General features: G+C 58.7%; 26 protein-coding genes. 10 read left to right on the top strand and 16 right to left on the bottom strand.

From position 1 onward, the window contains the following. Positions 1-254: 254 nt before the first annotated feature. The gene (tyrS, locus tag AC1D2P_RS04330) at positions 255-1,454 is read right to left on the bottom strand and encodes a tyrosine--tRNA ligase (protein ID WP_109785534.1); all 1,200 of its coding nucleotides are present in this window, start codon (positions 1,452-1,454) and stop codon (positions 255-257) included. A 211-nt stretch (positions 1,455-1,665) separates the two neighbouring features. Between tyrS and AC1D2P_RS04325 the strand changes: the two genes are divergently transcribed. Continuing rightward, entirely contained in the window at positions 1,666-3,078 is a 1,413-nt protein-coding gene (locus AC1D2P_RS04325) for a peptidoglycan DD-metalloendopeptidase family protein (protein ID WP_109785765.1), read from the top strand. A 3-nt stretch (positions 3,079-3,081) separates the two neighbouring features. Continuing rightward, entirely contained in the window at positions 3,082-4,173 is a 1,092-nt protein-coding gene (locus tag AC1D2P_RS04320) for an anhydro-N-acetylmuramic acid kinase (RefSeq protein ID WP_109785535.1), read from the top strand. A 68-nt stretch (positions 4,174-4,241) separates the two neighbouring features. On the opposite strand, the gene erpA is transcribed toward AC1D2P_RS04320, so the two are convergent. Next, positions 4,242-4,592: an iron-sulfur cluster insertion protein ErpA gene (erpA, locus tag AC1D2P_RS04315; protein ID WP_007947969.1), complete on the bottom strand. Its 351-nt coding sequence runs from the start codon at positions 4,590-4,592 to the stop codon at positions 4,242-4,244. A gap of 168 nt (positions 4,593-4,760) precedes the next feature. After that, positions 4,761-5,795 (bottom strand): N-acetyl-gamma-glutamyl-phosphate reductase, encoded by a 1,035-nt coding sequence (gene argC / locus AC1D2P_RS04310; protein WP_109785536.1) that lies wholly within the window; start codon positions 5,793-5,795, stop codon positions 4,761-4,763. Positions 5,796-5,930: 135 nt separating this feature from the next. On the opposite strand from argC, the gene hemJ reads away from it, so the two are divergent. From hemJ to coq7, 6 genes are all read left to right on the top strand, one after another. After that, positions 5,931-6,362, top strand: coding sequence for a protoporphyrinogen oxidase HemJ (hemJ, locus tag AC1D2P_RS04305; protein ID WP_077431175.1), 432 nt, complete (start codon positions 5,931-5,933; stop codon positions 6,360-6,362). Between the two features lie 33 nt (positions 6,363-6,395). After that, positions 6,396-7,364, top strand: a complete 969-nt coding sequence (locus AC1D2P_RS04300) for an NAD(P)H-dependent flavin oxidoreductase (RefSeq protein WP_077431174.1) — start codon at positions 6,396-6,398, stop codon at positions 7,362-7,364. 80 nt (positions 7,365-7,444) lie between these two features. Further along, positions 7,445-8,422: a DUF805 domain-containing protein gene (locus AC1D2P_RS04295; protein WP_109785538.1), complete on the top strand. Its 978-nt coding sequence runs from the start codon at positions 7,445-7,447 to the stop codon at positions 8,420-8,422. A gap of 61 nt (positions 8,423-8,483) precedes the next feature. Continuing rightward, the gene (locus AC1D2P_RS04290; RefSeq protein ID WP_477757405.1) at positions 8,484-9,272 is read left to right on the top strand and encodes an SDR family NAD(P)-dependent oxidoreductase; all 789 of its coding nucleotides are present in this window, start codon (positions 8,484-8,486) and stop codon (positions 9,270-9,272) included. Between the two features lie 80 nt (positions 9,273-9,352). Beyond that, positions 9,353-9,691 carry a histidine triad nucleotide-binding protein gene (locus AC1D2P_RS04285; protein WP_046030041.1) on the top strand — a complete coding sequence of 113 codons (339 nt, stop codon included), beginning with the start codon at positions 9,353-9,355 and terminating at the stop codon, positions 9,689-9,691. Positions 9,692-9,839: 148 nt separating this feature from the next. Then, on the top strand, positions 9,840-10,487 hold the full coding sequence (gene coq7, locus AC1D2P_RS04280; RefSeq protein ID WP_046030035.1) for a 2-polyprenyl-3-methyl-6-methoxy-1,4-benzoquinone monooxygenase: 648 nt from the start codon (positions 9,840-9,842) through the stop codon (positions 10,485-10,487). Positions 10,488-10,623: 136 nt separating this feature from the next. Here coq7 and speD read toward each other — a convergent pair whose 3' ends face one another. Continuing rightward, entirely contained in the window at positions 10,624-11,415 is a 792-nt protein-coding gene (gene speD, locus AC1D2P_RS04275; protein WP_109785539.1) for an adenosylmethionine decarboxylase, read from the bottom strand. A 238-nt stretch (positions 11,416-11,653) separates the two neighbouring features. Further along, the gene (locus AC1D2P_RS04270; protein WP_007941657.1) at positions 11,654-12,076 is read right to left on the bottom strand and encodes an OsmC family protein; all 423 of its coding nucleotides are present in this window, start codon (positions 12,074-12,076) and stop codon (positions 11,654-11,656) included. 237 nt (positions 12,077-12,313) lie between these two features. Here AC1D2P_RS04270 and crp point away from each other — a divergent pair, with 237 nt between their 5' ends. After that, complete coding sequence (gene crp / locus AC1D2P_RS04265) at positions 12,314-12,958, top strand: cAMP-activated global transcriptional regulator CRP (protein WP_046030029.1); 645 nt, start codon at positions 12,314-12,316, stop codon at positions 12,956-12,958. On the opposite strand, the gene AC1D2P_RS04260 is transcribed toward crp, so the two are convergent. The 4 genes from AC1D2P_RS04260 to AC1D2P_RS04245 all read right to left on the bottom strand — a co-directional run bounded on the left by AC1D2P_RS04260 (position 12,955) and on the right by AC1D2P_RS04245 (position 16,288). Further along, the gene (locus AC1D2P_RS04260) at positions 12,955-13,656 is read right to left on the bottom strand and encodes a lipoate--protein ligase family protein (RefSeq protein WP_109785540.1); all 702 of its coding nucleotides are present in this window, start codon (positions 13,654-13,656) and stop codon (positions 12,955-12,957) included. The genes crp and AC1D2P_RS04260 overlap by 4 nt on opposite strands. Before the next feature lie 146 nt (positions 13,657-13,802). After that, positions 13,803-14,639: an indole-3-glycerol phosphate synthase TrpC gene (trpC, locus tag AC1D2P_RS04255; RefSeq protein WP_223522825.1), complete on the bottom strand. Its 837-nt coding sequence runs from the start codon at positions 14,637-14,639 to the stop codon at positions 13,803-13,805. Then, positions 14,636-15,685, bottom strand: a complete 1,050-nt coding sequence (gene trpD / locus AC1D2P_RS04250; RefSeq protein ID WP_223522826.1) for an anthranilate phosphoribosyltransferase — start codon at positions 15,683-15,685, stop codon at positions 14,636-14,638. Before trpD ends, trpC begins: the two co-directional genes overlap by 4 nt. Positions 15,686-15,694: 9 nt before the next feature. Then, entirely contained in the window at positions 15,695-16,288 is a 594-nt protein-coding gene (locus AC1D2P_RS04245; RefSeq protein WP_007980194.1) for an aminodeoxychorismate/anthranilate synthase component II, read from the bottom strand. A gap of 407 nt (positions 16,289-16,695) precedes the next feature. On the opposite strand from AC1D2P_RS04245, the gene estP reads away from it, so the two are divergent. Then, on the top strand, positions 16,696-18,606 hold the full coding sequence (gene estP, locus AC1D2P_RS04240; RefSeq protein ID WP_223522828.1) for an esterase EstP: 1,911 nt from the start codon (positions 16,696-16,698) through the stop codon (positions 18,604-18,606). Positions 18,607-18,778: 172 nt separating this feature from the next. Here estP and trpE read toward each other — a convergent pair whose 3' ends face one another. The 7 genes from trpE to AC1D2P_RS04205 all read right to left on the bottom strand — a co-directional run bounded on the left by trpE (position 18,779) and on the right by AC1D2P_RS04205 (position 26,646). Next, complete coding sequence (gene trpE / locus AC1D2P_RS04235; protein WP_109785542.1) at positions 18,779-20,260, bottom strand: anthranilate synthase component I; 1,482 nt, start codon at positions 20,258-20,260, stop codon at positions 18,779-18,781. 71 nt (positions 20,261-20,331) lie between these two features. Next, positions 20,332-21,150 (bottom strand): phosphoglycolate phosphatase, encoded by an 819-nt coding sequence (locus tag AC1D2P_RS04230; protein ID WP_046030020.1) that lies wholly within the window; start codon positions 21,148-21,150, stop codon positions 20,332-20,334. After that, a complete protein-coding gene (rpe, locus tag AC1D2P_RS04225; protein WP_046030019.1) occupies positions 21,147-21,821 on the bottom strand; it encodes a ribulose-phosphate 3-epimerase in 675 nt (224 codons plus the stop codon). Before rpe ends, AC1D2P_RS04230 begins: the two co-directional genes overlap by 4 nt. Positions 21,822-21,937: 116 nt before the next feature. Then, positions 21,938-23,086 carry an iron-containing alcohol dehydrogenase gene (locus AC1D2P_RS04220; RefSeq protein WP_223522830.1) on the bottom strand — a complete coding sequence of 383 codons (1,149 nt, stop codon included), beginning with the start codon at positions 23,084-23,086 and terminating at the stop codon, positions 21,938-21,940. 224 nt (positions 23,087-23,310) lie between these two features. Beyond that, the gene (locus AC1D2P_RS04215) at positions 23,311-24,135 is read right to left on the bottom strand and encodes an ABC transporter permease (RefSeq protein ID WP_027926741.1); all 825 of its coding nucleotides are present in this window, start codon (positions 24,133-24,135) and stop codon (positions 23,311-23,313) included. A 12-nt stretch (positions 24,136-24,147) separates the two neighbouring features. Then, on the bottom strand, positions 24,148-25,395 hold the full coding sequence (locus tag AC1D2P_RS04210; RefSeq protein ID WP_046030015.1) for an ABC transporter permease: 1,248 nt from the start codon (positions 25,393-25,395) through the stop codon (positions 24,148-24,150). Between the two features lie 207 nt (positions 25,396-25,602). Then, positions 25,603-26,646 (bottom strand): ABC transporter substrate-binding protein, encoded by a 1,044-nt coding sequence (locus AC1D2P_RS04205; RefSeq protein WP_046030014.1) that lies wholly within the window; start codon positions 26,644-26,646, stop codon positions 25,603-25,605. Positions 26,647-26,688: the final 42 nt, after the last annotated feature.

Below are 26,688 nucleotides of genomic sequence, written 5' to 3'. Positions count from 1 at the left end.
TTCGCTTGGAAATCTTTAACAACTTCAACCACTTGCGCTTCCGATCACTCGGTAGCGGGAGGCGAATTCTACAGCGTTACACGCTGCTGTCAACACCTCTTTTTCAACTCCTTTCGGACTTCGATGAACTGAAGCCACTCACTGCCGAAAACTGCGTAACTCTTTGTTTACCAAGGAGTTTTCCGTTTCGACTGCGCCGGAAGTGGGGCGAATTATAGACATCCTGAATCTGCCGTCAAGCACTGATTTCGGCTTTATTCGGATTTGAGCGTAATACGCGCAAATGCCTTCTTGCCGGCCTGACAAACGTGCGTCGCGCCCAGTACGTATATAAAGGTGCGATCGACCACCTCACCATCAATACGCACACCGCCGGAACCCAGCAGGTCACGCGCCACTGCCGAGTTCTTCACCAGCCCGGCCTTATTAAGGACAGCCGCAATCGGCATATCTTCGGCAGCAGTCAGCTCGATCTCTGGCAGATCGTCCGGGAGCTCGCCCTCTTTCATACGATTGCCTGCCGCACGATGAGCATTGGCCGCAGCCTCTTCACCATGGAACCGCGCAACGATTTCTTCGGCCAGCTTGATCTTGATGTCGCGCGGGTTAGCGCCAGCCTCGACATCAGCACGGAATGCATTGATCTCATCCATGGAGCGGAAGCTGAGCAATTCGAAATAGCGCCACATCAACACATCCGGTATGGAAACCAGCTTGCTGTACATGACACCCGGCGCTTCCTGAATACCGACGTAGTTGCCCAAGGACTTGGACATCTTCTTCACGCCATCCAACCCCTCGAGCAACGGCATCGTCAGAATGCACTGAGGATCTTGACCATAACCACGCTGCAGCTCACGCCCCATCAACAGGTTGAACTTCTGATCAGTGCCGCCCAGCTCAATATCCGCGCGCAAAGCGACCGAGTCATAACCCTGAACCAGCGGATAAAGGAACTCGTGAATGGCGATTGGCTGATTAGTTGTGTAGCGCTTATCGAAATCGTCGCGCTCGAGCATGCGGGCAACGGTGTACTGCGACGTCAGGCGAATGAAGTCCGCCGGCCCCATCTGGTCCATCCAGGTGGAGTTGAACGCAACTTCGGTCTTCGCCGGATCAAGAATCTTGAAGACCTGAGTCTTGTAGGTCTCGGCATTCTCGAGAACCTGCTCACGGGTGAGCGGTGGACGCGTCGCGCTCTTGCCGCTCGGATCACCGATCATCCCGGTGAAATCACCTATAAGGAAGATCACCTGATGCCCCAGTTCCTGGAACTGGCGCAGCTTATTAATAAGCACGGTATGACCCAGGTGCAAATCCGGTGCAGTCGGATCGAAGCCTGCCTTAATACGTAGCGGCTGGCCACGCTTGAGCTTTTCGATCAGCTCGGACTCGACCAACAGTTCTTCTGCACCACGTTTAATCAGCGCTAGCTGCTCTTCAACCGACTTCATAACAGACCCGCAAGGCTCGAATTCAAAGGGGACCAACCATACAAGATCACGCGTCAAATACAAAGTTTGGCCGGCGCAATGACGCCAATCCGCTGGCAGAGTGTCCGCGGACTTGCTTCAGAGATGATTTGGTTATATTTTATACAGTTATTTCATCTTCATCATGTCATTCATCTTTTCCAATTCATCTTTTTCAAAGTCAAAATTACTTATGACCCAAGAATCGTCTAAAGCGCCGCCGCTTTACCCGAAGACCCACCTGCTCGCAGCAAGCGGCATCGCCGCTCTCCTGAGCCTGGCGCTTCTGGTATTTCCTTCCAGTGATGTTGAAGCAAAAAAGACCACTCTGAGTCTCGAACTGGAAAGCCCTGCTGAACAACTGTCACAAGATCAAGACGCTGCTGACGCCGCTCAAGCCACAAATGAGCCAGTAACCTCCCCTTTTGCGCAGATCGATAACAGCGCCGAAGAACCACAGGAAACCGCGCAGGCGGTGCCTGCGGTCGAAGAAAAGAAGTCTGCGAACCACAGGGAAGTGATTGTCTCCAAAGGCGATACGCTCTCCACCCTGTTTGAGAAAGTCGGCCTCCCAGCCACCTCGGTGCATGATGTCCTGGCCAGCGACAAACAAGCCAAGCAATTCAGCCAACTCAAACACGGCCAGAAGCTCGAGTTCGAACTGACCCCCGAAGGCCAACTGACCAGCCTGCACAGCAAACTCAGCGACCTCGAAAGCATCACCCTGACCAGGCATGACAAGGGTTATGCGTTCAACCGCATCACTGCCAAACCCACCACGCGTTCCGCCTATGTTCATGGCGTGATCAACAGTTCGCTGTCGCAATCCGCCGCTCGCGCTGGTTTGTCCCACAGCCTGACGATGGATATGGCCAGTGTATTTGGATACGACGTCGACTTCGCCCAGGATATTCGCCAGGGTGACGAGTTCGATGTGATCTACGAACAGAAAGTCGTCAACGGCAAGGCTGTCGGCAACGGCCCGATCCTTTCCGCACGTTTCACCAACCGCGGCAAGACTTACACCGCCGTGCGTTACATCAACAAACAAGGCAACAGCAGCTACTACACCGCTGACGGCAACAGCATGCGCAAAGCGTTCATCCGCACCCCGGTGGACTTTGCCCGCATCAGCTCGAAATTCTCCATGGGGCGAAAGCACCCGATCCTGAACAAGATTCGCGCCCACAAAGGCGTCGATTACGCAGCACCACGCGGTACGCCAATCAAGGCGGCTGGCGACGGCAAAGTATTGCTGGCGGGTCGCCGCGGCGGCTACGGCAATACCGTGGTCCTCCAACATGGCAATACCTACACCACGCTCTACGGCCACATGCAAGGCTTCGCCAAAGGCGTGAAAACTGGCGGCACGGTGAAACAGGGCCAGGTGATTGGCTATATCGGCACCACCGGCCTCTCCACTGGCCCGCATTTGCACTACGAATTCCAGGTCAATGGCGTGCACGTCGATCCACTGGGCCAGAAACTGCCAATGGCCGATCCGATTGCCAAGGCGGAACGCGCACGCTTCCTCGCCCAAAGCCAGCCACTGATGGCGCGCATGGAACAGGAAAAAGCCACTCTGCTGGCTTCGAGCAAGCGTTAAGCCATGGCTCTCTATATAGGTGTGATGTCCGGGACCAGCCTTGATGGCCTGGACATCGCGCTGATCGAGCAAGCCCCGGCGATCAGATTGATCGCCACGCATTACATTCCGATGCCCGAAACCCTGCGCACCGAGCTGCTTGGCTTGTGCGCCAGCGGCCCGGACGAGATAGCCCGTTCAGCCATCACCCAACAAAACTGGGTAAAACTGGCTGCCCAGGGTGTACAAACCCTCCTTGATCAACAACACCTTAAGCCCGAAGACATTCGTGCGATTGGCAGCCATGGCCAGACCATTCGCCACGAACCGGCACGCGGCTTCACCGTGCAAATCGGCAACCCTGCCCTGCTGACCGAGTTGACAGGCATTGCCGTAGTCAGCGACTTCCGCAGTCGCGATGTGGCCGCCGGTGGACAAGGCGCGCCGCTAGTCCCGGCATTCCACGAAGCCTTGTTTGAAGAACGCGCCGGCAATCGCGCCGTATTGAATATTGGTGGATTCAGCAACCTCAGCCTGATCGAACCCGGCAAACCCGTTGCGGGTTTCGACTGCGGTCCGGGTAACGTATTGCTGGATGCATGGATTCACCAGCAGCGCGGCGACAACTTTGATAGGGATGGCCAATGGGCCGCCAACGGCAAAGTCGAACCGTCACTGCTGAATGAGCTGCTCAGTGATCCCTTCTTCGTGACCAAAGGCCCGAAAAGCACCGGCCGCGAAGTGTTCAACCTGCCATGGCTGACACAACACCTCTCGAAGCTACCGACTTTTGCCGCCGAAGACGTGCAAGCAACCCTGCTCGAACTGACCGCGCTGACGATCATCGAGTCACTGCAACACGCCCAGGCGGACACTCAAGAACTGCTGGTCTGCGGCGGCGGCGCGCACAACACCACGCTGATGAAGCGCTTGGCCAACCTGTTGCCCAACGCCAAAGTCAGCAGCACCGCCGCTTACGGCGTGGACCCGGACTGGGTCGAAGCCATGGCCTTCGCCTGGCTGGCCCATTGCTGCCTCGAAGGCATCGCCGCCAATCGCCCTAGCGTCACTGGCGCTCGAGGCCTGCGCGTTCTGGGCGCCATTTACCCGGCGTAAACGCCAGAAAGCAAAACGCCGCACAACCCATAAGGTTCTGCGGCGTTTTGCATTGTGTGCAGGTGCAATCAGATCGAGAACGAAGACCCACAGCCACAAGTCGTGCTGGCGTTCGGGTTCTTGATCACGAAGCGCGAGCCTTCCAGACCTTCCTGATAATCCACCTCGGCACCGGCCAGGTACTGGAAGCTCATCGGGTCTACGACCAGACTCACGCCTTCGCGCTCGACGATGGTGTCGTCATCGGCCACTTCTTCATCGAAGGTAAAGCCGTACTGAAAACCTGAACAACCGCCGCCCGTAACGAATACGCGCAGTTTCAAGCGATCATTCCCCTCTTCATCGACCAGGCTCTTCACTTTGTGCGCGGCACCGTGGGTGAATTGCAAAGCCGTGGGGGTGAAGGATTCGACGCTCATGCTGACTATCTCCCGGCGTTACGCCGTCATATTGCGTGATGACGCGCATTATCCGCTTCTCCTAGAAAAGCGGTCAACTATTGTTACGGTATATCAATCGAACCCATTGCTCGCCCGGAATGCAAAAAGGCCCGTCAGACGGGCCTTTTTGCTTTGCAGGATAAAGCGTTACGGCAACATGCCGGCGTGGGACAGGCCCAGACGCTCATCCAGACCGAACAGGATGTTCATGTTCTGCACCGCCTGACCCGACGCACCTTTGACCAGGTTGTCGATCACCGACAATACCACCACCAGATCACCATCCTGTGGACGATGCACCGCAATCCGGCACACGTTGGCGCCGCGCACGCTGCGGGTTTCCGGATGGCTGCCGGCCGGCATTACGTCGACGAACGGTTCGTTGGCATAGCGCTTTTCAAACAACGCTTGCAGATCCACCGAGCGATCCACGACGGTCGCGTAAAGCGTCGAGTGAATGCCGCGAATCATTGGCGTCAGGTGCGGAACGAACGTCAGACCGACGTCCTTGCCCGCCGCGCGACGCAGCCCTTGGCGGATTTCCGGCAAGTGACGGTGACCTTTGACTGAGTAGGCTTTCATGCTTTCCGACGTCTCGGAGTACAGCGATCCTACAGAGGCGCCACGCCCGGCACCGCTGACGCCGGATTTGCAGTCGGCAATCAGGTGAGCGGTATCCGCCAGACCGGCTTCGAGCAACGGCAGGAAACCCAATTGCGTAGCGGTCGGGTAGCAACCCGGCACTGCAATCAGGCGAGCCTTCTTGATTTGTTCGCGATTGACTTCCGGCAGGCCGTAGACCGCTTCGTCCAGCAACTCTGGCGCACCGTGCGGCTGGCCGTACCACTTGGCCCATTCTGCGGCATCTTGCAGGCGGAAATCCGCCGACAGGTCGATGACCTTGGTCCCGGCCGCCAGCAACTCACCCGCCAGGGCATGGGCTACACCGTGAGGCGTTGCAAAGAACACCACATCACAGGCACCCAGGGTCTTGATGTCCGGAACACTGAACGCCAGGCCGTCGTAGTGACCTCGCAGGTTCGGGTACATGTCGGCGACGGCCAGGCCAGCCTCGGATCGGGAAGTGATGACAACCACTTCAGCTTGCGGATGCTGTGCCAACAGACGCAGCAGTTCGACACCGGTGTAACCCGTGCCGCCGACGATACCGACCTTGACCATAAACCTGCCCTCAACGAACCCACTGGAAAGCCGTCGATAATAGGGGCCGCGCGCGTCTGCGACAACCGTCAAGGTGACGTGCGGACGCTCAAGCCTCTACTATTCCGGCTACCGTGAATCCTGGAATAACTAAAAATGCTTTATCTGTGGCTCAAAGCGCTTCACATCGTCAGCATCGTTTGCTGGTTTGCAGGGCTGTTTTACCTGCCACGCCTGTTCGTCTATCACGCGCAGAGCGAAGACACCGTCAGCAAGGAACGCTTCAGCGTCATGGAGCGCAAGCTGTACCGGGGCATCATGGGCCCGTCGATGATCGCTACGCTGATTTTCGGCGGCTGGTTGATCAGCCTCAACCCCAGCGCCTATTTCAGCCAGGGTGGCTGGATGCACGCCAAGTTGGCGTTGGTGGTTTTTCTGATCGGTTACCACCACATGTGCGGCGCGCAGGTGAAACGTTTTGCCCGTGGCGAAAACACCCGCAGCCATGTCTTTTATCGCTGGTTCAATGAAGTCCCGGTTCTGATATTGCTGGCAATCGTAATTCTGGTCGTGGTTCGGCCGTTCTAATCTCAACAAACATCATTCACCGGGGTACTTCCAATGTCGCTGCCCGCTCTGCTCGATCAACGTCTGCGTCTGCCTGTGGTGGCTGCGCCGATGTTCCTGATTTCCAACCCGCAACTGGTGCTCGCTTGTTGCCGAAATGGCGTGGTGGGGAGCTTCCCCGCGTTGAACCAGCGCGAAAGCAGCGGCTTCAAGGCCTGGCTGGAAGAGATCGAAGCCGGGTTGGCAGCAATGGAAAACCCGGCACCCTACGCGGTCAACCTGATCGTCCACAATAGCAACCCGCGCCTGCAAGCGGATCTGCAGATCTGCATCGAGCACAAAGTGCCGATCGTGATCACAAGCCTGGGCGCCGTGAAAGAAGTGGTCGACGCTGTACACAGCTACGGCGGCCTGGTGTTTCACGACGTGACGACTCGCCGTCATGCGGAAAAAGCCGCCGAAGCCGGCGTGGACGGCTTGATTGCCGTGGCCGCGGGTGCCGGTGGACACGCCGGGACCTGGAGCCCGTTTTCGCTGATCGCCGAGATCCGCCAGTTCTTCGACAAGACCCTGCTGCTGGCCGGCTGCCTGAACCATGGCCACGAGATTCTCGCCGCGCAATTGCTGGGGGCGGATTTGGCCTACTTCGGTACGCGATTTATCGGTACCACTGAAAGTCATGCACCTGACGCCTACAAAGAGATGCTACTGACGTCCCGGGCGGCGGACATCGTCCATACTCCAGCCGTCTCGGGTGTACCGGCGAGCTTCATGCGTCAAAGCCTTGAAGCGGCGGGCTTCGACATGGCCGCCCTGCAAAACAAGGGGGAGGTGAACTTCGGTTCCAAACTGAAACCCATCAGCGATGAAGCCAAGGCCTGGAAAACCGTGTGGTCTGCAGGTCAGGGGGTCGGGGAAATCGATGACCTGCCGAGCGTCGACCAACTGGTCGCACGGCTGGACGACGAATACCGCAAGGCATTGGCACTGGCCGCGTCGTTGCCCAAGCGCTGGCCACGCTAAAATGAAAGTTTGGCCAGCCCCTACCGGCTGGCCTTACACTCGATTCCTAATTCAAACACTCGCGACAAGGATGCCTCGCAATGAGCGAAAACCGTTTCAAGATCACATTCAACGGCGCTCTGCTGCCAGGTGTTGACCTCACCACCGCAAAACTCAACCTCGCCGCGCTGTACAAAAGCGAGGTCGCTGCCGTCGAAAGATTGTTCAGTGGCCAGACGGTGACGCTTAAACAAGGCTTGTCGCAAGCCGACGCAAAAACCTACCTTCAAGCGCTGACGAAAACCGGTATCGACGCCCGGGTCGAAGCCGAGCCCGCGGTCGAGTTGAACCTGGCCGACGTCCAGCATCACGCTCCAGCCAGCATTCAACCTGCCCCGACGGACCCGGAATCCCCGTACGCGCCGCCCCGCGCGACTGTCGGCGAAACCGAACCCGTGTTCGCCACGCTCAAGCCATTCAGCGTCGAAGGCCGCATCGGCCGCTTGCGTTATCTTGCGTGGACGATGGTCCTGACCCTGGTCATGCTTGCGGTAGGCTCGGTGCTGGCCGTTTTCGCCATCGCCCTTATTAGCGCAGACTCGACGGCGGGCCTGATTGTCGGTGGCCTGGTGGCGCTGATCCTGTTTATCGCAGTGGCCGTGGTCAGCATTCAGATCAGCGTGCAGCGCCTGCACGACATTGGCTGGTCGGGCTGGCTCTGGTTACTCAACCTCGTCCCGTTCGTGGGTAGCTTCTTCCCGATCGTGATCATGGTCGCCCCCGGCACCAACATCGCCAATCGCTATGGCCCACCGCCGCCGCCCAACAGCACAGCGGTCAAAGCACTGGCTTCGTTGTGGATCGTGTTTATCGCCATCGTCTTCGTTGCTGCACTGGCCGGCGGTTTCAGTGCGATTCAGGAAGAGTATGAAAGCACGACCCAAAGCAGCTACGACAGCGGCTCGGTGACCACCGAAGAAATCGACGTCGAGCCAGCCGAAGCTGCTGAACCTGCACCAGATTCTGCAGACGATGAAGCCGAAGAAGCCCCGGCCCCTGTAGACTCTGCGAAAGAATAAACAGCGCTCCCCGCCCGTGACACCTGCGTCGCGGCGCGGAGCTGTTGCGATGGAGAACTGCATGACCCGTTACGCTCTGATCACCGGCGCTTCCAGCGGCATCGGCCTGGCGATGGCCGAAGCGCTGGCCCGACGTGGCCGCAGCCTGATTCTGGTGGCCCGACAGCGTGATCAGCTGGAAAGTATTGCGATTGAACTGACTCAACGTTTTGGCGTGGAAGTACTTTTCCGTGCCTGCGACCTCGGCGAGCCGCTCCGGCTGTCAGGGTTTCTGCTGGAACTGGAGGAAGGTGACCGACAAATCGATTTGCTGGTCAATTGTGCCGGCATGGGTACCTGCGGTCCCTTTCTGGCTCAAGACTGGATGACCGAGCAGGACCTGATCGAAGTGAACATCCTGGCGCTCACCCGCCTGTGCCATGCCATCGGAAACAGCATGGCCTTGCAGGGTGGAGGGCAGATCCTCAATGTGGCCTCGGTCGCCGCATTTATCCCCGGCCCCTGGATGAGCACTTACTACGCCAGCAAGGCGTATGTGCTGCATTTTTCCGAAGGTCTGCGCGTCGAGCTGAAAAAATGCGCGGTCAAGGTCTCGGTGCTCTGCCCCGGCCCGACACGCACCGGTTTTTTCCTTACCGCGCAACTGGACACCGGCAAACTGATCGATAACAAAATGCTGATGAGCCCTGAAGAAGTGGCGCTGTACACCGTGCGGGCCCTGGAAAAAGATCGCGCGATCATTATCCCGGGCCGAGGGAACCGTTGGCGCGCCTTTCTGCCACGGCTCGGTTCTCGCTGGTTGAACAGGACAATCGTCGGCATGATCAACAAGGCTTACTGCCCTCGCTGAAGGGTCCTACGGTAAAACACTGGGCGGGGGCATTCCCCATGAGTACACTCGGGCCAGCCAAAACAACGGAGAAAACAGCTGTGGATACTCTGTTCACCAAGATCATCAACCGGGAAATCCCGGCCAGGATCATCTACGAGGACGACCAGGTACTGGCCTTCCACGACATCGCCCCACAGGCACCGGTGCATTTTCTGGTGATCCCGAAAAAACCGGTGCGCACCCTTAACGACCTCACCGAGGACGACAAGGCCCTGGCCGGACATATTCTGTTCACCGCCCAACGCCTGGCCCTGGAATTGGGCTGCGAAAAAGGCTTTCGCGTTGTCATGAACTGCAATGAAGAAGGTGGGCAAACCGTCTATCACATTCACATGCACGTGCTGGGTCAGCGCCAGATGCATTGGCCGCCGGGCTGATTGCAATTGATCCTGTGGGCGTGGTGCACCGCCGCTCCCACAACGGCATCACAGCACTGTCACAACAACTGCAGCACAATGACCCAGCGCAAACCTTCCCCCGGCCGATTGGGTTAAACTGGCCGCCGAGATTTTCCCGGAGGTCAGCATGACTACCCAACGTCACTATTCGCCGATTGATCGTCTTCTGCTGCAAGCCGATGCCGCCATGCGCACCCTGCTGCCCTTCAGTGGCCAGCCGTACCGTCCGTCGCCAGCCATCGTCCAGCCAGATGCGCAAATGAGCGATGAAGACACCCGCCACGTGGCCGGTCTGATGCGCATCAACCACACCGGCGAAGTCTGCGCCCAGGCGTTGTACCAAGGGCAAGCCCTGACCGCCAAGCTGCCCCATGTGCGCGAGGCAATGGAACATGCAGCAGAAGAAGAAATCGACCATCTGGTCTGGTGCGAGCAACGCATCCATCAATTGGGCAGCCATACCAGCATTCTTAATCCGCTGTTTTACGGCATGTCGTTCGGGATTGGCGCAGTTGCCGGGTTGATCAGCGACAAAGTCAGCCTCGGGTTCGTTGCCGCCACCGAACATCAAGTGTGCAAACACTTGAACGAACACCTTGAGCAATTGCCGGCGGGAGATGAAAAATCCCGGGCGATTCTCGAGCAGATGCGCATTGATGAAGAACATCATGCGGAAAGCGCACTGGATGCTGGCGGCTTCCGCTTCCCGGCACCGGTGAAGTTCGGGATGAGCCTGTTGGCCAAAGTGATGACCAAGAGTACTTATCGGATCTGACCGTAGGAGCATGGCTTGCCCGCGATGGCGATCTCGAGGACGCTATCGCGGGCAAGCCATGCTCCTACGAAGGTTTTGCGACAGACATAAAAAAGGCGACTGCCGTGAGGGAGTCGCCTTTTTTTGCCCGTAAATCTTACGCCATGTTGCGTGCGTAGAAGATCTCTAGCATTTCGTGTTTCACACGGTCAGTCACCTGAGCACGTTGCTCGGAAGACAGGTTGCTGGTGGCGTCACCGAACAGGTAGTTATCCAGTTCGAAATTCTTCAGCAGCATTTTGGTGTGGAACAGGTTTTCCTGGTACACGTTTACGTCGGTCATCTGGTACGCGTCGTAAGTGTCGTCGGACAGGTAGTTCTGGATCGAGTTGATCTCGTGATCGATGAAGTGCTTCTTGCCTTCAACATCGCGGGTAAAGCCGCGCACACGATAGTCCACGGTCACGATGTCCGAATCGAACTGGTGAATCAGGAAGTTGAGCGCTTTAAGCGGTGAAATGACCCCGCAAGTCGACACGTCGATGTCCACACGGAACGTTGCAATACCGCTGACCGGATGGATTTCCGGGTAGGTGTGCACCGTGATGTGGCTCTTGTCGAGGTGGGCCAGGATAATTTCAGGCAGTGGGCCCGGGGACTCTTCGATCTGGCTGTCGGTCGGGGTCACCGGCTCTTCAGAGATCAGAATTGTGACGCTGGCACCCTGTGGTTCGTAGTCCTGACTGGCGATGTTCAGGATGTTGGCACCAATGATATCGACAACTTCCGTGAGGATCTGCGTCAGGCGTTTCGCGTTGTACTCTTTATTGATGTACTCAACGTAGGCCTGTTGGTCTTGCGGGGTTTCCGCGTAGCAGATGTCATAGATGTTGAAGCTCAAGGTCTTTGTCAGGTTATTGAACCCGTGGAGCTTGAGTTTGCTTTTCACCGTTAAAAACTCTCTATGTATTGCGGCCCGGCCGCGTGATCAAGCATGCCCGTCAGATGCGAACGACGCACCTGCGTAGGACGGTTAACACCTCTTCGCGATGGCGATTTTGGTTGTCTGTTCGGGACTGCGGCCTGTCGGTTGACAGGCCACGACCCTGAAAAAAGTGGCGCATTATGCAGACGTCAGCTTGGGTTCGCCAGAGTCTGCACCGCTTTTATGATAGTTGAATGTCGACTCAACCGAGTTCGATGATCTCGTAGTCGTGGGTAATCGCCACGCCTGCCGCGCCGAGCATGATCGAAGCCGAGCAATACTTCTCAGCCGACAGCTCAATAGCGCGTTTGACCTGGGCTTCTTTCAGCCCACGGCCCTTGACCACGAAGTGCATGTGAATCTTGGTGAAGACCTTCGGGTCTTCGGTGGCACGCTCGGCTTCGAGGAAGGCTTCACAGCTTTCGACGGCCTGGCGGGACTTCTTGAGGATGCTCACCACGTCGAAGTTACTGCAACCGCCGACACCCAGCAGGAGCATTTCCATCGGCCGGACACCCAGGTTACGACCGCCGGCATCGGGCGGACCGTCCATGACCACGACATGACCGCTGCCGGATTCACCGAGGAACATGGCTTCGCCAGCCCATTGGATGCGTGCCTTCATCGCCAAGACTCCACTGTCTAAAAAAAGGGTCGCCAGCTTAGCACAGGGCCCTGGTTTGACAGCGTTTCGCCTTCCTGGGACGCAAGTGTCGACGCCGTAGGTAAATGTTCGAATGTTGCAGGAAGTGTCTGTTAAGCTGACGCCAATTCACTGGCGCATGGCCAGCTTTGCATTGACCATTGTCAGCGACTCATAAAAAAACCAAAACACACCGTGAAGTCTTTTCGGGATACAACCATGGTTGCTATTGCCCCAACACCCAAAATCAAGAACCTCGACAAGCTGTTGATGCATTGTCAGCGTCGGCGCTATGCGGCCAAGAGCAACATCATTTGTGCGGGTGATCGCTCGGAAACGTTGTTCTTCATCATCAAAGGCTCTGTCACGATCCTGATTGAGGATGACGATGGTCGTGAAATGATCATCGCCTACCTGAACGCCGGGGACTTTTTTGGTGAGTTGGGCCTGTTTGAACAGGCTGGCCTGGAACAGCAGCGCAGCGCCTGGGTACGCGCCAAGATTGAATGCGAAGTCGCGGAAATCAGCTACGCGAAATTCCGCGAGCTGTCCCAGCAAGACCCCGACATTCTTTACGTGCTTAGCGGACAAATCGCACAGCGTCTGCGCAACACCACGAAAAAGGTCGGAGACCTGGCGTTCTTCGACGTCACTGGGCGCGTCGCCCGCTGCCTGCTGGAACTGTGCAAACAGCCCGACGCGATGACTCACCCGGACGGCATGCAGATCAAAGTGACCCGCCAGGAAATCGGGCGGATTGTCGGCTGTTCGCGAGAAATGGTCGGCCGCGTGCTCAAGGATCTGGAAGAGCGCAACCTGGTGGACGTCAAAGGCAAGACCATGGTGGTCTTCGGCACGCGTTAACCTTCAAACATCCCTGCCAGCAACTGGCGATACAGCGTGTCGAGCCGCCCGAGTGCATCGGGCGCGGCGAACTTCTCATGCAAGGCGATATGGCTTTCGGCGCGAACCCGCTGCTCCAGACCGCAGGCTTCATTGAAGCGGTTGACCGCCGCAACCATCGACTCACGCTCGTTATCCAGCAACAAAGCACCGTGAACCAACCCGACCGGACGCGTACCGCCCTTGCTCTGGCGCCAGCGTTGAGCGGTGCCGACCATTTTGCGACCGTCGAGGTTGACGTTGAAACGGCCATCGCAGAACGCGCCATCGATTTCGCCAAGGGACGACTTGCCGCCCAACTCTTCCAGTAACTGACAGATCGGATCGCAGAGTCGGCGATAAGCGGTTTCAATCCGGTTCTGGTCACCTTCACTGCGGGGTGGCGCGTAGACCAGGGCAATGTTGATAGTGGACGCCGATTGCGGCACCGGCTCACCGCCGGTTTCACGCAGAAGAACCGGCCAACCGGCTGCTGCGGACACTTCACACGCAGTCTCGAAACCGGGCAAGCGATTCAAACGGCGCGGCATGACCAGCGCCCGATCACTCGGCTGCCAGAACAGCAGGCCGAACTCGGCGTCGCCGGCGCAGACCGAGGCCAACAGATCCTGTTCGGCTTGCAGGCCGGTTTCGACGGTCAGAGAGAGGATTGAGGTCATAAGGTATTCCGTTGGACATGAAGTCTGTGGTGGTACTTATGCCGCCATCGTCGGAACGCCGCCCGGAGACAAGCTCGGCTCCTACATGGGTTCTCCTGTAGGAGCCGAGCCTGCTCGGCGATGGGGTCGACTCGGTCTGCGTGTAATCAGTCGAGTGTAGAACCACTCACCGCGGTACCACGCTCCGGGAAGAACAGACGTTGCAGCTCGGTCCCCGGGCTTTCGGCGCGCATGAACGCTTCGCCGACCAGGAAGGCGTAGACGTCGCTGATTTCCATCAGTTCGACATCGGCACGGTTGAGAATGCCGCTCTCGGTGATGACCAGGCGATCACGCGGGATACGCGGCAACAAGTCGAGGGTGGTTTCCAGGCTGACATCGAAGGTGTGCAGGTTGCGGTTGTTGATGCCGACCAGTGGGGTGTCGAGGGTTTTCAAGGCCCGCTCCAGCTCGTCGCCATCGTGGACTTCCACCAGCACATCGAGATTGACGCTTTTGGCCACGGCCGCCAACTCGGCCATCTTCACGTCATCCAGCGCGGAGACGATCAACAGCACGCAGTCGGCTCCCAGCGCCCGGGCTTCGACGATCTGGTAAGGATCGATCATGAAGTCCTTGCGGATCACCGGCAGTTTGCACGCGGCCCGGGCCTGTTGCAGGTAGGCATCGGCGCCTTGGAAAAAATCGATATCGGTCAGCACCGACAAACACGTCGCGCCGCCCTTCTCGTAGCTTTTGGCGATGTCGGCAGGAACGAAGTTCTCGCGGATCACGCCCTTGCTCGGCGAGGCTTTCTTGATTTCGGCAATCACCGCTGGCTGCTTGAGCTTGGCTTGCGCCAACATCGCCTTGGCAAAACCACGGGGTGCATCGGCCGCCTTGGCCAGACTTTCCAGCTCGGCCAGGCTCACACGAGCGCTACGCTCGGCGACTTCCTGGACCTTGCGCGCCAGAATGTTTTCCAGAACCGTCGGTACACTCATCCTTCATTCTCCACTTTGAATACCGCGGTAAATGCACCCAACTCCTCCAGCTTCTCGCGAGCGAGGCCTGTGTGCAGCGCATCGTGCGCCAGGGCAACGCCTTCTTTCAAACTGGTTGCATGGTCAGCGGCATACAACGCGGCACCGGCATTGAGCATGATCATTTCGGCAGCTTTCTGACCGCTTTCGGTTTTGCGTTTGCCCAAGGCATCGCGAATCAGCTCCAGCGAAGCATCCGGGCTATCGACGGCCAGCCCATGCAGGCTCTGGCTCTTCATGCCGAGGTCTTCCGGCTCGACCCAATACTCGGTGATCTGGTCATTCTTCAATTCGGCCACAAAGGTCGGCGCTGCCAGACTGAATTCGTCCAGGCCATCCTTCGAGTGCACCACCAGCACATGCTTGCTGCCCAGTCGCTGCAGGACTTCAGCCAATGGCCGGCACAACGCCTGGTTGAACACGCCCACCACCTGATGCTTCACACCGGCCGGATTCGTAAGCGGGCCGAGCATGTTGAACAAGGTACGCAGGCCAAGATCCTTGCGCGGACCGGCGGCGTACTTCATGGCACGGTGGTGAGTCTGGGCGAACATGAAACCGATGCCGACGTTGTCGATACAGCGTGCGACTTGAACCGGGGTCAGGTTCAGGTAGATGCCCGCCGCTTCCAGCAGATCGGCGCTGCCGCTTTTGCCCGACACCGCACGATTGCCATGCTTGGCCACGGTGCAACCGGCCGCCGCAACGACGAAGGCAGAAGCGGTCGACACGTTGAAGATATTCGCACCGTCACCGCCGGTACCGACCACATCGACCACGCCGTCGAGTGTCTTGAGTTCGACCTTGTCCGCCAGCTCGCGCATGACCGACACGGCGCCGACGATTTCGTCGATGCTTTCGCTCTTCATGCGCATGGCCATCATGAACGCGCCAATCTGTGCGTCGGTGCATTGGCCGGTCATGATTTCGCGCATCACATCGCGCATCTCATCGGTGCTGAGGTCGAGGTGATCGACGATACGGCCCAGGGCTGTCTTGATATTCATGAAAAGTCCTTAGCGCGTGCCGCCGGTTTGTTTGAGGAAGTTAGCGAACAATTCGTGGCCCTGTTCGGTGAGGATCGACTCAGGGTGGAACTGCACGCCTTCGATGTTCAGTGTCTTGTGGCGCAACCCCATAATCTCGTCGACCGAACCGTCTTCAAGCTGCGTCCATGCCGTCAACTCCAGGCAATCGGGCAGGGTTTCGCGCTTGACGATCAGCGAGTGATAACGGGTCACGGTCAATGGGCGATTCAGCCCTGCGAATACGCCCTTGTCCTCGTGGAATACCGGGCTAGTCTTACCGTGCATGACTTGACGGGCGCGGACCACATCACCACCAAAGGCCTGGCCGATGGACTGGTGGCCGAGACAGACGCCCAGAATAGGCAGTTTGCCGGCGAAATGCTTGATCGCTTCGATCGAGATACCGGCTTCGGTCGGGGTGCAAGGACCGGGGGACACCACGATGCGCTCGGGGTTGAGGGCTTCGATTTCAGCGATGGTCAGCTCATCGTTGCGCACAACCTTGACCTGGGAGCCAAGCTCACCGAGGTACTGCACAACGTTGTAGGTAAAGGAGTCGTAGTTATCGATCATCAGCAACATGGCGTTTTTGAACCTCTTGAATTCACTGACTTTAAAGATGGCCTTCGAATGATCGACCCGCAGGGCGCTGCGCTTTATCAGGTGCTGGAGTAGCGCCAGCAAAGCGGCATTTCAAACGGGTAAAGGCAAAGCGGTACAGGTCCGGCGGGGCCGGCAAAAGAATTCAGGCGCGCCAACGCCAGCGGGCGTGTGCCTTGATGACTTGATCCAGGAGTTTACTGATGATCAACACGGGGAAGGTCTCATTCATACGTCTCGGCACAGTAACTTAGCTGGGCAGAGCGTGCAATATGGCCGGGGCTGCTGCTTGCGAAACTATCAAAGGCTTCGCGACGGATGGCAAAAGGCCGGAAGTTTTTGGTACTGTCGTTTCGTTCACCTAAAACAATAAATAAACGGACTTGCTCATGATCAAACAGACGTTGTTTGTACCGCTCGCAGGATGCTTGCTCGCAATGGCCTGCGCCCAGGCGTACGCCGCGCCGAATCCATACACCAGTTTCGTCGTCTTCGGCGACAGCCTCAACGACGCCGGGACCTTTGCCGACACCGGCGGACCTGCCGGGGCGACACAACGCTTTACCAACCGGACGGGGCCGGTTTATCTGGATGGCAGCGGCGAAGTCCGCTCACTCAACTCCACGCAGATACTGGGTGGAAAACTCGGGTTCACGGCGGACCAGACCGCTTCATCGAACTCGGCGGTCCGCGCCAGCAACGGCCAGCCCGATGGTAATAACTGGGCCGTCGGCGGTTATCGCACCGATCAGATTCTCGATTCGATCACCACCACGTCCGACACGGGGGCTCGTGTCCGTGCCGGATACTTGCCGTCGAACAACTTCCGTGCCGACCCGAACGCACTGTATTACCTGTCGGGTGGCGGTAACGACTTCCTGCAAGGTCGCGTTACCAGCCTGCCCCAAGCCAGTGCCGCCGCCGACCGACTGGCCGACAGCGTGCAGACGCTGCAAGGCGCCGGCGCCCGCTACGTCATGGTCTGGCTGCTGCCCGACATCGGCTTCACCCCTGCATTCAACGGTTCCCCGCTGCAAGCATTCACGTCTCAGCTCAGCGCCCAGTTCAACACCGAACTGGTCAGCCGACTGCAGAACATCAATGCTGAAATCATCCCGCTCAACATTCCGGTACTGCTCAAAGAGACGTTCGCCAACCCGGCGCAATTTGGCTTGGCCACCGACCAGAACCTGAGTGCCACCTGCTTCAGCGGCAACAGCTGCACTGAAAACGCCCGTTACGGCATCAACAGCGCCACACCCGATCCGACCAAGCTGATCTACAACGACGCGGTGCACCCCACCGAAACCGGGCAGCGCTTGATTGCCGATTACGCGTACTCGCTGTTGGCGGCGCCGTGGGAGCTGACGCTATTGCCGCAAATGGCCCAAGGCACCTTGCGTGCGCATCAGGATGAACTGCGCAACCAATGGCTGGCCGATTGGGAAAACTGGCAAGGCGTCGGCCAATGGCGCGCCATTGTTGCCGGCGGTGGCCAGCATCAGGACTTTGACGGGCAGGACAGTGTCGTCAGCGCCGACGGTAACGGTTACAACCTGAACATCGGTGGCAGCTACCGCCTCAACGATGCCTGGCGCGTCGGCGTGGCCGCCGGTTTCTATGACCAGAAACTCGAAGCCGGTGCGAGCGACTCCGACTACAAGCTCAACACGTATATGGGCACGGCATTCGCCCAGTACCAGGAAAACCGCGTATGGGCTGACGCAGCGTTGACCGCCGGGCATCTGGATTACGACAGCCTCAAGCGTAAATTCCAGTTGGGTGCCAATGAACGCGGTGAAAAAGGCGATACCAGTGGCTACGTCGAAGCCTTCAGCGCTCGCATTGGTTATGACATTGCGCAGCAAGCCAGCAGTCCTTGGCACCTGTCGCCCTTTGTCAGCGCTGATTTCGCCAAGGTGAAGGTCGACGGTTACTCGGAAGACGGCGCTGATGCCACAGCGCTGACCTTTGCCGATCAAGAGAGCATCTCCCGGCGCCTGGGTATCGGTTTGCAGGGCAAATACCAGATCACGCCACAAACCCAGGTGTTTGGCGAAGTGGCTCACGAGCGTGAGTACAACGACGACGCCCAGGACGTGTCCATTCACCTCAACAGCCTGCCGAACAATCAGTTCACGCTGGAAGGCTACACCCCGCAAACCAACCTGAACCGTGTGAACCTGGGTGTGAGCCACAACCTCACCAAGGACCTGGCACTGCGCGCCAGCTACGTCATTCGCAAGGATGACGACTTCACTCAACAAGGCATCAACGTGGGCGTTGCGCTGGACTTCTAAATCGCAGGTCATAAAAAACGCGGCGCCCTCACAGGCGCCGCGTTTTTTTATGCCCGCAAATCCAATGTGGGAGCGAGCCGGCTCGCGATAGCGGAGTGTCAGTCGACATCAATAGTGAATGTCAGTCCGTCATCGCGAGCAGGCTCGCTCCTACAGGGGGTATTGCGTGAACTCAGGCGTCCGGGGTCTGTTCTGCCAAAGCTACGGCACGGAACATTGCGCGGCGTTTGTTCAGGGTTTCTTCCCATTCCAGCGCCGGGACCGAGTCGGCGACGATGCCGCCACCGGCCTGCACGTGCAGTTCGCCGTTCTTGATCACGGCGGTACGGATCGCAATCGCCGTGTCCATGTTGCCGTTCCAGGCAAAGTAACCGACCGCGCCGCCGTAGACACCGCGCTTCACCGGTTCCAGCTCATCGATGATCTCCATCGCGCGAATCTTCGGTGCACCCGACAACGTACCGGCCGGCAGAATCGCCCGCAGCGCGTCCATCGCCGTCAGCCCGGCCTTCAACTGCCCGGTAACGTTGGACACGATGTGCATCACGTTGGAATAACGCTCAATGACCATCTTCTCGGTGAGTTTCACCGATCCGATTTCCGAGACCCTACCGGTGTCGTTACGACCCAGGTCGATCAGCATCAAGTGCTCGGCGATTTCCTTGTCATCGGACAGCAGGTCTTTTTCCAGCGCCAGATCGGCTTCTTCGTTGGCCCCGCGTGGACGGGTACCGGCAATCGGGCGCACGGTAATCAGGTTGTCTTCGACCCGCACCAGCACTTCCGGGGAACTGCCAACGACATGGAAGTCGCCGAAGTTGAAGAAGTACATGTAAGGCGTCGGGTTGAAGCAGCGCAACGCCCGGTACAGATCGATAGGTGCTGCCTTGAAGTCAATCGACATGCGCTGGGACGGTACGACCTGCATGCAGTCACCGGCCAGGATGTATTCCTTGATGGTGTCGACAGCTTTTTCGTAATCGTCCTGGGTGAAGCTCGAACGGAACACCGGATCAGCCGACTGTTGCTTGCTGAAATCCAGGCCACGGCGCGGCGTGATCGGCTGACGGAGTTTTTCCAGCAGCTCTTCCAGACGCTCCTGGCCTTGCTCGAACGCACCGGCCTGCGATGGATCGGCGAGCACAATCGCGTGCATCTTGCCGGCGAGGTTGTCGAACACCACTACTGCATCCGAAACCATCAGCAGAATGTCCGGCACGCCCAGTGGATCCGGGTTCGGGCATTTGCCCAGACGCTTCTCCACATACCGCACGCAGTCATAACCGAAATAGCCCACCAGACCGCCGTTGAAACGTGGCAGACCAGCGATGGTCGGCACGTTGTAACGGGCCTTGAAGGTTTCGACGAACGCCAGCGGGTCTTCAACGTCGTGGCTTTCGGTCTCGACACCGTCGACGGTCACACTGACATGATGGTCATGCACCCGAAGAACGGTGCGGCATGGCAGGCCGATAATCGAATAACGGCCCCACTTCTCCCCGCCCTGAACCGATTCCAGCAGGTAGGAGTTCGGCTCGTCGGCCAGTTTCAGGTAGATCGACAGCGGCGTGTCGAAGTCAGCCAGGGTTTCGCAGGCAAGCGGGATGCGGTTGTAGCCGGCAGCGGCCAAACGCAGGAATTCTTCGCGGATCATGGGGTAGCCTCGTGGCTTGAGGGTCTAACAGTCAGGTATGCAAACGCGCCGGTATGCCGGCCAGGAACAAGTCAGGCGCGCCAACGCCAGCGGGCCAGGGCCTTGATGACTTTCATCCAGAGTTTGCGAGTGACCACCACGATGGCGTTTCCAGCAGGGGGTTGAACAGCGTCGAGCAACGTTATCTCAGCGGCCGGATCCAGGCAACCGGGAATTAGCTTGCGCAAATCGTCGATGACCAGCGCTGGCGATTCCTCGGCAATCGGCCGGCCATGGTTGTAGCCATAACTGAGCGCCACACACTTGACCCCCGCCGCTTTTGCCGCCTGCACATCGCTGCGCGAATCGCCGACGAACAAGGATTGCGAAGCCGGAATGTTGGCCATTTTCATTACGAAAAACAGCGCGGCCGGATCGGGTTTTTTCTGCGGCAGGGTATCGCCGCCGATGATCCATTTGAAGTAGCGGCCGATTTTCATCTGATCCAGCAGCGGCGCGACGAAACGCTCCGGCTTGTTGGTGATCAGCGCCATCTCGACACCCTGCTTGTGCAGCCACTTCAAGGTGTCGCGCACACCGGGATAGACCACGGTCAGCTCATGGCTAGCGCCATAGGCCTGCATGAAAATTTCCAGCGCGTGTTCGGCCTCGACGTCATCGACGGCCGCATGCTCGATGCCACCCGCCAATGCACGACGCACCAATACCGGCGCGCCGTTACCGACCCATTCACGGACCGACTCGATGCCGGCAGGCTTGCGGCCCAGCTTGAGCAGCATGTGATCCACAGCCGCTGCGAGGTCCGGGACCGAATCGATCAGCGTGCCATCCAGATCGAACATCACCAGCCGCGGCAGACGCCCCGGGAACAGCTGCTCAAAACCACTCATGGGCGAGCCAACGCCAGCTCGGCGCGCATCTTCTCGATCACTTCCTGATAGTTCGGTGCGTTGAAAATTGCCGAACCGGCGACGAAGGTGTCAGCCCCCGCCGCCGCGATTTCACGAATGTTGTTCACGTTCACGCCGCCGTCGATTTCCAGGCGAATGTCACGCCCGGAGGCATCGATCAACGCCCGTGCTTCACGCAGTTTGTCGAGGGTGCCGGGTATGAACTTCTGCCCGCCGAAGCCCGGGTTGACGCTCATCAGCAAGATCATGTCGACCTTGTCCATCACGTACTTGAGCACGTCGAGCGGGGTCGCCGGGTTGAACACCAGGCCCGACTTGCAGCCGCCCTCGCGGATCAATTGCAGCGAGCGGTCGACGTGCTGCGAGGCTTCCGGGTGGAAGGTGATGTAAGTCGCGCCGGCTTCGATGAAGTCACCGACGATACGGTCCACCGGGCTGACCATCAGGTGCGCGTCGATCGGCGCGGTCACGCCGTATTTGCGCAACGCAGCGCACACCATCGGGCCAATGGTCAGGTTCGGTACGTAGTGGTTGTCCATGACATCGAAGTGCACGAAGTCGGCGCCGGCGGCCAGGACGTTGTCCACTTCTTCACCCAGGCGGGCGAAGTCGGCGGAGAGAATCGACGGAGCAATGACGAAGGGCTGCATGACGCACCTTTTTTGAGCAGAATCACGATGGCGCGCATTGTATACCTCATACTTTGGCGCGCGCACTGTGACCGCGATGATTGGGGCTGCCTTCGATCAATAAGTCACGAGGAGCTCTAGTACGCCGCCCGATAGATTTTCTCGATATCGACGGCGCTCAATTTGCGCGGATTGTTGCGCATCAGGCGCTCGATCCCCGCCGCTTCTGCGGCCATCGCCGGGATGGCGTCTTCGGGAACGCCGAAGCTGCGCAGCCCCTGCGGAATTTCCACCGCAGCGCACAACCCGGTCATCGCCTCCACGGCTTTATCTGCCGCTTCGTTGGCACTCAGATGAGAGGTCTTCACCCCCATGGCCTCGGCAATATCCTGCATGCGTTCGACGCAGGCCATCTTGTTCCAGGTCATGACATAGGGCAGCAGCAAGGCGTTGCTGACGCCGTGGGCGATGTTGAAACGTCCGCCCAGCGGATACGCCAACGCATGCACCGCGCCGACCCCGGCATTACCGAATGCCATGCCGGCCATCAGGCTGGCGGTGGCCATGTCTTCGCGGGCTTGCAGGTTGGACGGATTGGCATAGGCCTTGGGCAGCGCCTTGGCGATCAGTTTGATGGCGCCGATGGCGAGGGCGTCGGTGATCGGCGAAGCGTTGACGGACAGGTAGGATTCAATGGCATGCACCAGCGCATCGACGCCGCTGGCAGCGGTGACACCGCGCGGGCAAGTCAGGGTCATTTGCGGGCTGACCAGCGCCACGTCCGGCAACAGATAGTCGCTGACGATGCCTTTTTTCAGCTGCGCGACCTTGTCGGAAAGGATCGCCACGTTGGTGACTTCAGAGCCGGTGCCGGCGGTGGTCGGGATCGCGATCAGCGGCGGCCCTTTGCGCGGCACCTGGTCGATGCCGAACAAATCTTCCAGCGCGCCGTGGTAACCGGCATACGCCGCCACGCTCTTGGCAATGTCGATGGCACTGCCGCCGCCCAGACCGATCAAGCCGTCATGCCCGCCGTCGCGATACACCCGCATGCAATCTTCGACGATCGCGATTTCCGGGTCTGGCAGCACCCGATCAAATATCTCGTAGGTCCGGTCCCCCAGCTGTGCCAGCGCCAGTTCGACCGTGCCGGACTTGACCAGCGCCGCGTCAGTGACAATCAGCGGGTTATCGACATCCAGACGCGTCAGTTCAGCGGCGAGCTGCTCGATGGCACCTGCGCCGGTGATCAGTTTGTGAGCGATTTTGAAAGAGGAAAGACTCATCGTGCGCAGCCTCTTATAGGTAGGGGAGCTGGGCACAATAGTAGCTGGGGATTGGGGTTTGTCTGCTATTCAGGTCGTGAATAACCGAGTGGCCATTCCGATTGTTCCCACGCTCTGCGTGGGAATGCTTCAACGGACACTCTGCGTTCGGCTCGAAACGGGACGCAGAGCGTCTTGGGCTGCATTCCCACGCGGAGCGTGGGAACGATCATCGGTGTGAAATCTTAGACCTGGGCGGTGCGCAGTTTTTCGCTGCGACCGCGCAGCCATTCCAGGGTCAGCAGCAGGATCACCGAGAAGGCGATCAACAGCGTCGCTGCGGCGGCGATGGTCGGGCTGAGGTTTTCGCGGATCCCGCTGAACATCTGCCGTGGCAGGGTGGCTTGCTCGGGACCGGCGAGGAACAACGTCACCACCACTTCATCGAACGAGGTTGCGAAGGCAAACAGCGCCCCCGAAATCACGCCCGGCGCAATCAGCGGCAACGTCACCCGGCGAAACGCGGTCAGCGGCGATGCACCGAGGCTTGCAGCGGCACGCACCAGGTTATGGTTGAAGCCCTGCAACGTCGCCGACACGGTGATGATCACAAACGGCACACCCAACACCGCGTGCACCACGATCAGCGAGAAGAAGCTGTTGCCCAATCCGAGCGGGGCAAAGAACAGGTAACTCGCCACGCCAATGATCACCACCGGCACCACCATCGGCGAAATCACCAGTGCCATGACCAGCGCCTTGCCAGGAAAATCACCGCGGGTCAGGCCAATCGCCGCGAGTGTGCCGAAGACCATCGCCAGCACCGTCGCCGCCGGGGCAACAATGATGCTGTTCTTCAGTGCGCGCATCCATTCGGCCGAGGCGAAGAAGTCCTGATACCAGTGCAGCGAAAAGCCTTGCAGCGGGTACACCAGGAAACTGCCTGAGTTGAACGACAGCGGAATGATCACCAGCACCGGCAGAATCAGGAACAACAGAATCAAGCCGCAGAGAATCCGCAAACTGTAGAACCACACCCGCTCGACGGGCGACATATAAGGACTCAGCATTTCGTTCTCCCCTTAGCTCAGGCGCAGGCGGCTGGCGCCCACCAGCCAGCTGTAAATCAGATAAAGCACCACCGTCGCCAGGAGCAGCAGGCCGCCGAGTGCGGTCGCCATGCCCCAGTTGATGCTGGTGTTGGTGTAGAAGGCGACGAAGTAGCTGACCATCTGATCGTTCGGGCTGCCCAGCAATGCCGGGGTGATGTAGTAGCCGATGGCGAGGATGAACACCAACAGGCAACCGGCGCCGACACCGGCATAGGTCTGCGGGAAGTACACCCGCCAGAAGCTTGCAAACGGATGGCAGCCGAGGGAAATCGCGGCACGCATGTAGGTGGGCGAGATGCCTTTCATCACGCTGTAGATCGGCAGGATCATGAACGGCAGCAGAATGTGCACCATCGAGATGTAGACGCCGACACGGTTGAACACCAGCTCCAGCGGTTTATCGATGATGCCCATGGCCATCAGGCCGCTGTTAATCAGGCCGCCCGATTGCAACAACACGATCCATGCCGCAACACGCACCAGGATCGAGGTCCAGAACGGCAGCAGCACCAGAATCATCAACAGGTTGCTTTGACGCGAAGGCAGGTTCGCCAGCAGGTAGGCCAGTGGATACGCCAGCACCAGGCAAATGGCCGTGATGATCAGCCCCATCCAGAAAGTCCGGGCGAAAATATCGAGGTAGATCGCCTGGTCGGGCGTGGCCGGGGCAATTTCGCCGAGGTCATCGATGCGATGATCGACAGCCGCCAGCAAGTAGTAAGGCGTAATGCTGCTGACGTTGCGGCGTACCGCCTGCCAGTAGGCTGGATCACCCCAACGCTCGTCGAGACCTTCCAGCGCTTCTTTATAGGAGGTCGGTTCGGTGGCGAACGGCAAGGCGCGAGCCGTTTTGGTCAGCAGGCTGCGATAGCCGGCCAATTCCATGTTCAGGCGCTTGGACAAATCGCCCAGGGTTTGATTCTTGCGGGCTTCGGCGAGGTCTTCGCTGGCCGCTTTGTATACCGGTTCAGCGGGCAAGCCTCGGCCGTCCCAGCTGGCGATGGCCGACACGGTGCGCGGCATGCCGCCGACCACTTCCGGGTTGCCCACGCTTTTGTAGAGCAGCGCCACGATGGGCACCAGGAACACCAGCAACAGAAACAGCACCAAGGGCGCGATCAAGGCCTGGGCTTTCCAGCGGTTGACCCGCTCGGCGTGCTTGAGTCGCTGCTTCAAGGTGGGGTCAGTGCCCGCGTTCAGGGGAATGGCGGTGGCCATGGCGTACTCCGGAAATCTTTGATCGTTACAGAGGCAGGCGCTCCCTGTAAGGGAGGCCACCTCTGTTCTTGTTAGCTACACATCGCCCCTGTAGGAGCATGGCTTGCCCGCGATAGCGTCGGCACATTCAACATGAATGTTGAATGACACACCTTCATCGCGGGCAAGCCTTGCTCCTACAGGAGTGGATAAGCCCACAGGGTGGTCTTATTTTGCAGCCCAGGAGTTGAAACGCTGCTCCAGTTGCTCGCCGTTGTCAGCCCAGAAGCTGACGTCGATCTGCACCTGGTTGGCGATGTTTTCCGGGGTGGTCGGCATGTCTTTCAGGACATCCTTGGACAGCAACGGAACGGCTTGGGTGTTGGCCGGGCCGTAAGCGATGTTTTCCGAGTAGGTCTTCTGCTGCTGTGGCATCACCGAGAAAGCGATGAATTTCTTCGCCGCTTCAGCGCGTGCCTTGTCCAGGCCTTTTGGAATCGCCCATGCGTCGAAGTCGTAGATGCCGCCATTCCACACGACTTTCAGGTTGCTTTCTTTCTGCACGGCAGCGATCCGGCCGTTGTAGGCCGAACTCATGACCACGTCACCGGAGGCGAGGTACTGCGGCGGTTGTGCGCCAGCTTCCCACCACTGGATGCTTGGCTTGAGTTCATCGAGCTTCTTGAACGCGCGGTCCTGACCATCTTTGCCGGCCAGCACTTTGTAGACGTCTTTCGGCGCAACGCCGTCGGCCATCAGAGCGAATTCCAGGGTGTACTTGGCGCCTTTACGCAGGCCACGTTTGCCCGGGAATTTCTTGGTGTCCCAGAAATCCACCCAGCTGGTTGGCGCGGAAGCCAGTTTGTCGGCGTTGTAGGCCAGCACGGTCGACCACACGAAGAAGCCTACGCCGCATGGCTGGATGGCGCCTTTGACGTAGTCTTCGGTTTTGCCGAACAACTTCGGATCCAGCTGCTCGAACATGTCTTCGTCGCAACCACGGGACAGTTCTGGCGATTCAACTTCGACCAGGTCCCAGGACACGCTCTTGGTGTCGACCATGGCTTTGACCTTGGCCATTTCACCGTTGTACTCGCCCGCCACGATCTTGCCGTTGCCTGCCGCTTCCCACGGTGCGTAGAAGGCTTTGACCTGCGCAGCCTTGTTCGCCCCGCCAAAGGACACCACGGTCAGGTCCGGGCCGGCAGCCATTGCGCTTGCCGCCCCCATCATGCCCAGTGCCAGAGCGGTGAATTTCAGGGATCTCAACATTTATTGTTCTCTCCACGTGCAGGGTTGGTGTTGTTGAAGCCG

The sequence above is a fragment of the Pseudomonas sp. P1_F1_2 genome, assembly GCF_056405815.1.
This window is presented reverse-complemented; position numbering and strand designations above follow the sequence as displayed.

Coding starts and splice junctions, on each gene's coding strand:
- tyrS (WP_109785534.1), bottom strand. CDS start 1,454: ATGAAGTCGGTTGAAGAGCAGCTAGCGCTGATTAAACGTGGTGCAGAA.
- AC1D2P_RS04325 (WP_109785765.1), top strand. CDS start 1,666: ATGACCCAAGAATCGTCTAAAGCGCCGCCGCTTTACCCGAAGACCCAC.
- AC1D2P_RS04320 (WP_109785535.1), top strand. CDS start 3,082: ATGGCTCTCTATATAGGTGTGATGTCCGGGACCAGCCTTGATGGCCTG.
- erpA (WP_007947969.1), bottom strand. CDS start 4,592: ATGAGCGTCGAATCCTTCACCCCCACGGCTTTGCAATTCACCCACGGT.
- argC (WP_109785536.1), bottom strand. CDS start 5,795: ATGGTCAAGGTCGGTATCGTCGGCGGCACGGGTTACACCGGTGTCGAA.
- hemJ (WP_077431175.1), top strand. CDS start 5,931: ATGCTTTATCTGTGGCTCAAAGCGCTTCACATCGTCAGCATCGTTTGC.
- AC1D2P_RS04300 (WP_077431174.1), top strand. CDS start 6,396: ATGTCGCTGCCCGCTCTGCTCGATCAACGTCTGCGTCTGCCTGTGGTG.
- AC1D2P_RS04295 (WP_109785538.1), top strand. CDS start 7,445: ATGAGCGAAAACCGTTTCAAGATCACATTCAACGGCGCTCTGCTGCCA.
- AC1D2P_RS04290 (WP_477757405.1), top strand. CDS start 8,484: ATGACCCGTTACGCTCTGATCACCGGCGCTTCCAGCGGCATCGGCCTG.
- coq7 (WP_046030035.1), top strand. CDS start 9,840: ATGACTACCCAACGTCACTATTCGCCGATTGATCGTCTTCTGCTGCAA.
- AC1D2P_RS04270 (WP_007941657.1), bottom strand. CDS start 12,076: ATGAAGGCACGCATCCAATGGGCTGGCGAAGCCATGTTCCTCGGTGAA.
- crp (WP_046030029.1), top strand. CDS start 12,314: ATGGTTGCTATTGCCCCAACACCCAAAATCAAGAACCTCGACAAGCTG.
- AC1D2P_RS04260 (WP_109785540.1), bottom strand. CDS start 13,656: ATGACCTCAATCCTCTCTCTGACCGTCGAAACCGGCCTGCAAGCCGAA.
- trpC (WP_223522825.1), bottom strand. CDS start 14,639: ATGAGTGTACCGACGGTTCTGGAAAACATTCTGGCGCGCAAGGTCCAG.
- trpD (WP_223522826.1), bottom strand. CDS start 15,685: ATGAATATCAAGACAGCCCTGGGCCGTATCGTCGATCACCTCGACCTC.
- AC1D2P_RS04245 (WP_007980194.1), bottom strand. CDS start 16,288: ATGTTGCTGATGATCGATAACTACGACTCCTTTACCTACAACGTTGTG.
- estP (WP_223522828.1), top strand. CDS start 16,696: ATGATCAAACAGACGTTGTTTGTACCGCTCGCAGGATGCTTGCTCGCA.
- trpE (WP_109785542.1), bottom strand. CDS start 20,260: ATGATCCGCGAAGAATTCCTGCGTTTGGCCGCTGCCGGCTACAACCGC.
- AC1D2P_RS04230 (WP_046030020.1), bottom strand. CDS start 21,150: ATGAGTGGTTTTGAGCAGCTGTTCCCGGGGCGTCTGCCGCGGCTGGTG.
- rpe (WP_046030019.1), bottom strand. CDS start 21,821: ATGCAGCCCTTCGTCATTGCTCCGTCGATTCTCTCCGCCGACTTCGCC.
- AC1D2P_RS04220 (WP_223522830.1), bottom strand. CDS start 23,086: ATGAGTCTTTCCTCTTTCAAAATCGCTCACAAACTGATCACCGGCGCA.
- AC1D2P_RS04215 (WP_027926741.1), bottom strand. CDS start 24,135: ATGCTGAGTCCTTATATGTCGCCCGTCGAGCGGGTGTGGTTCTACAGT.
- AC1D2P_RS04210 (WP_046030015.1), bottom strand. CDS start 25,395: ATGGCCACCGCCATTCCCCTGAACGCGGGCACTGACCCCACCTTGAAG.
- AC1D2P_RS04205 (WP_046030014.1), bottom strand. CDS start 26,646: ATGTTGAGATCCCTGAAATTCACCGCTCTGGCACTGGGCATGATGGGG.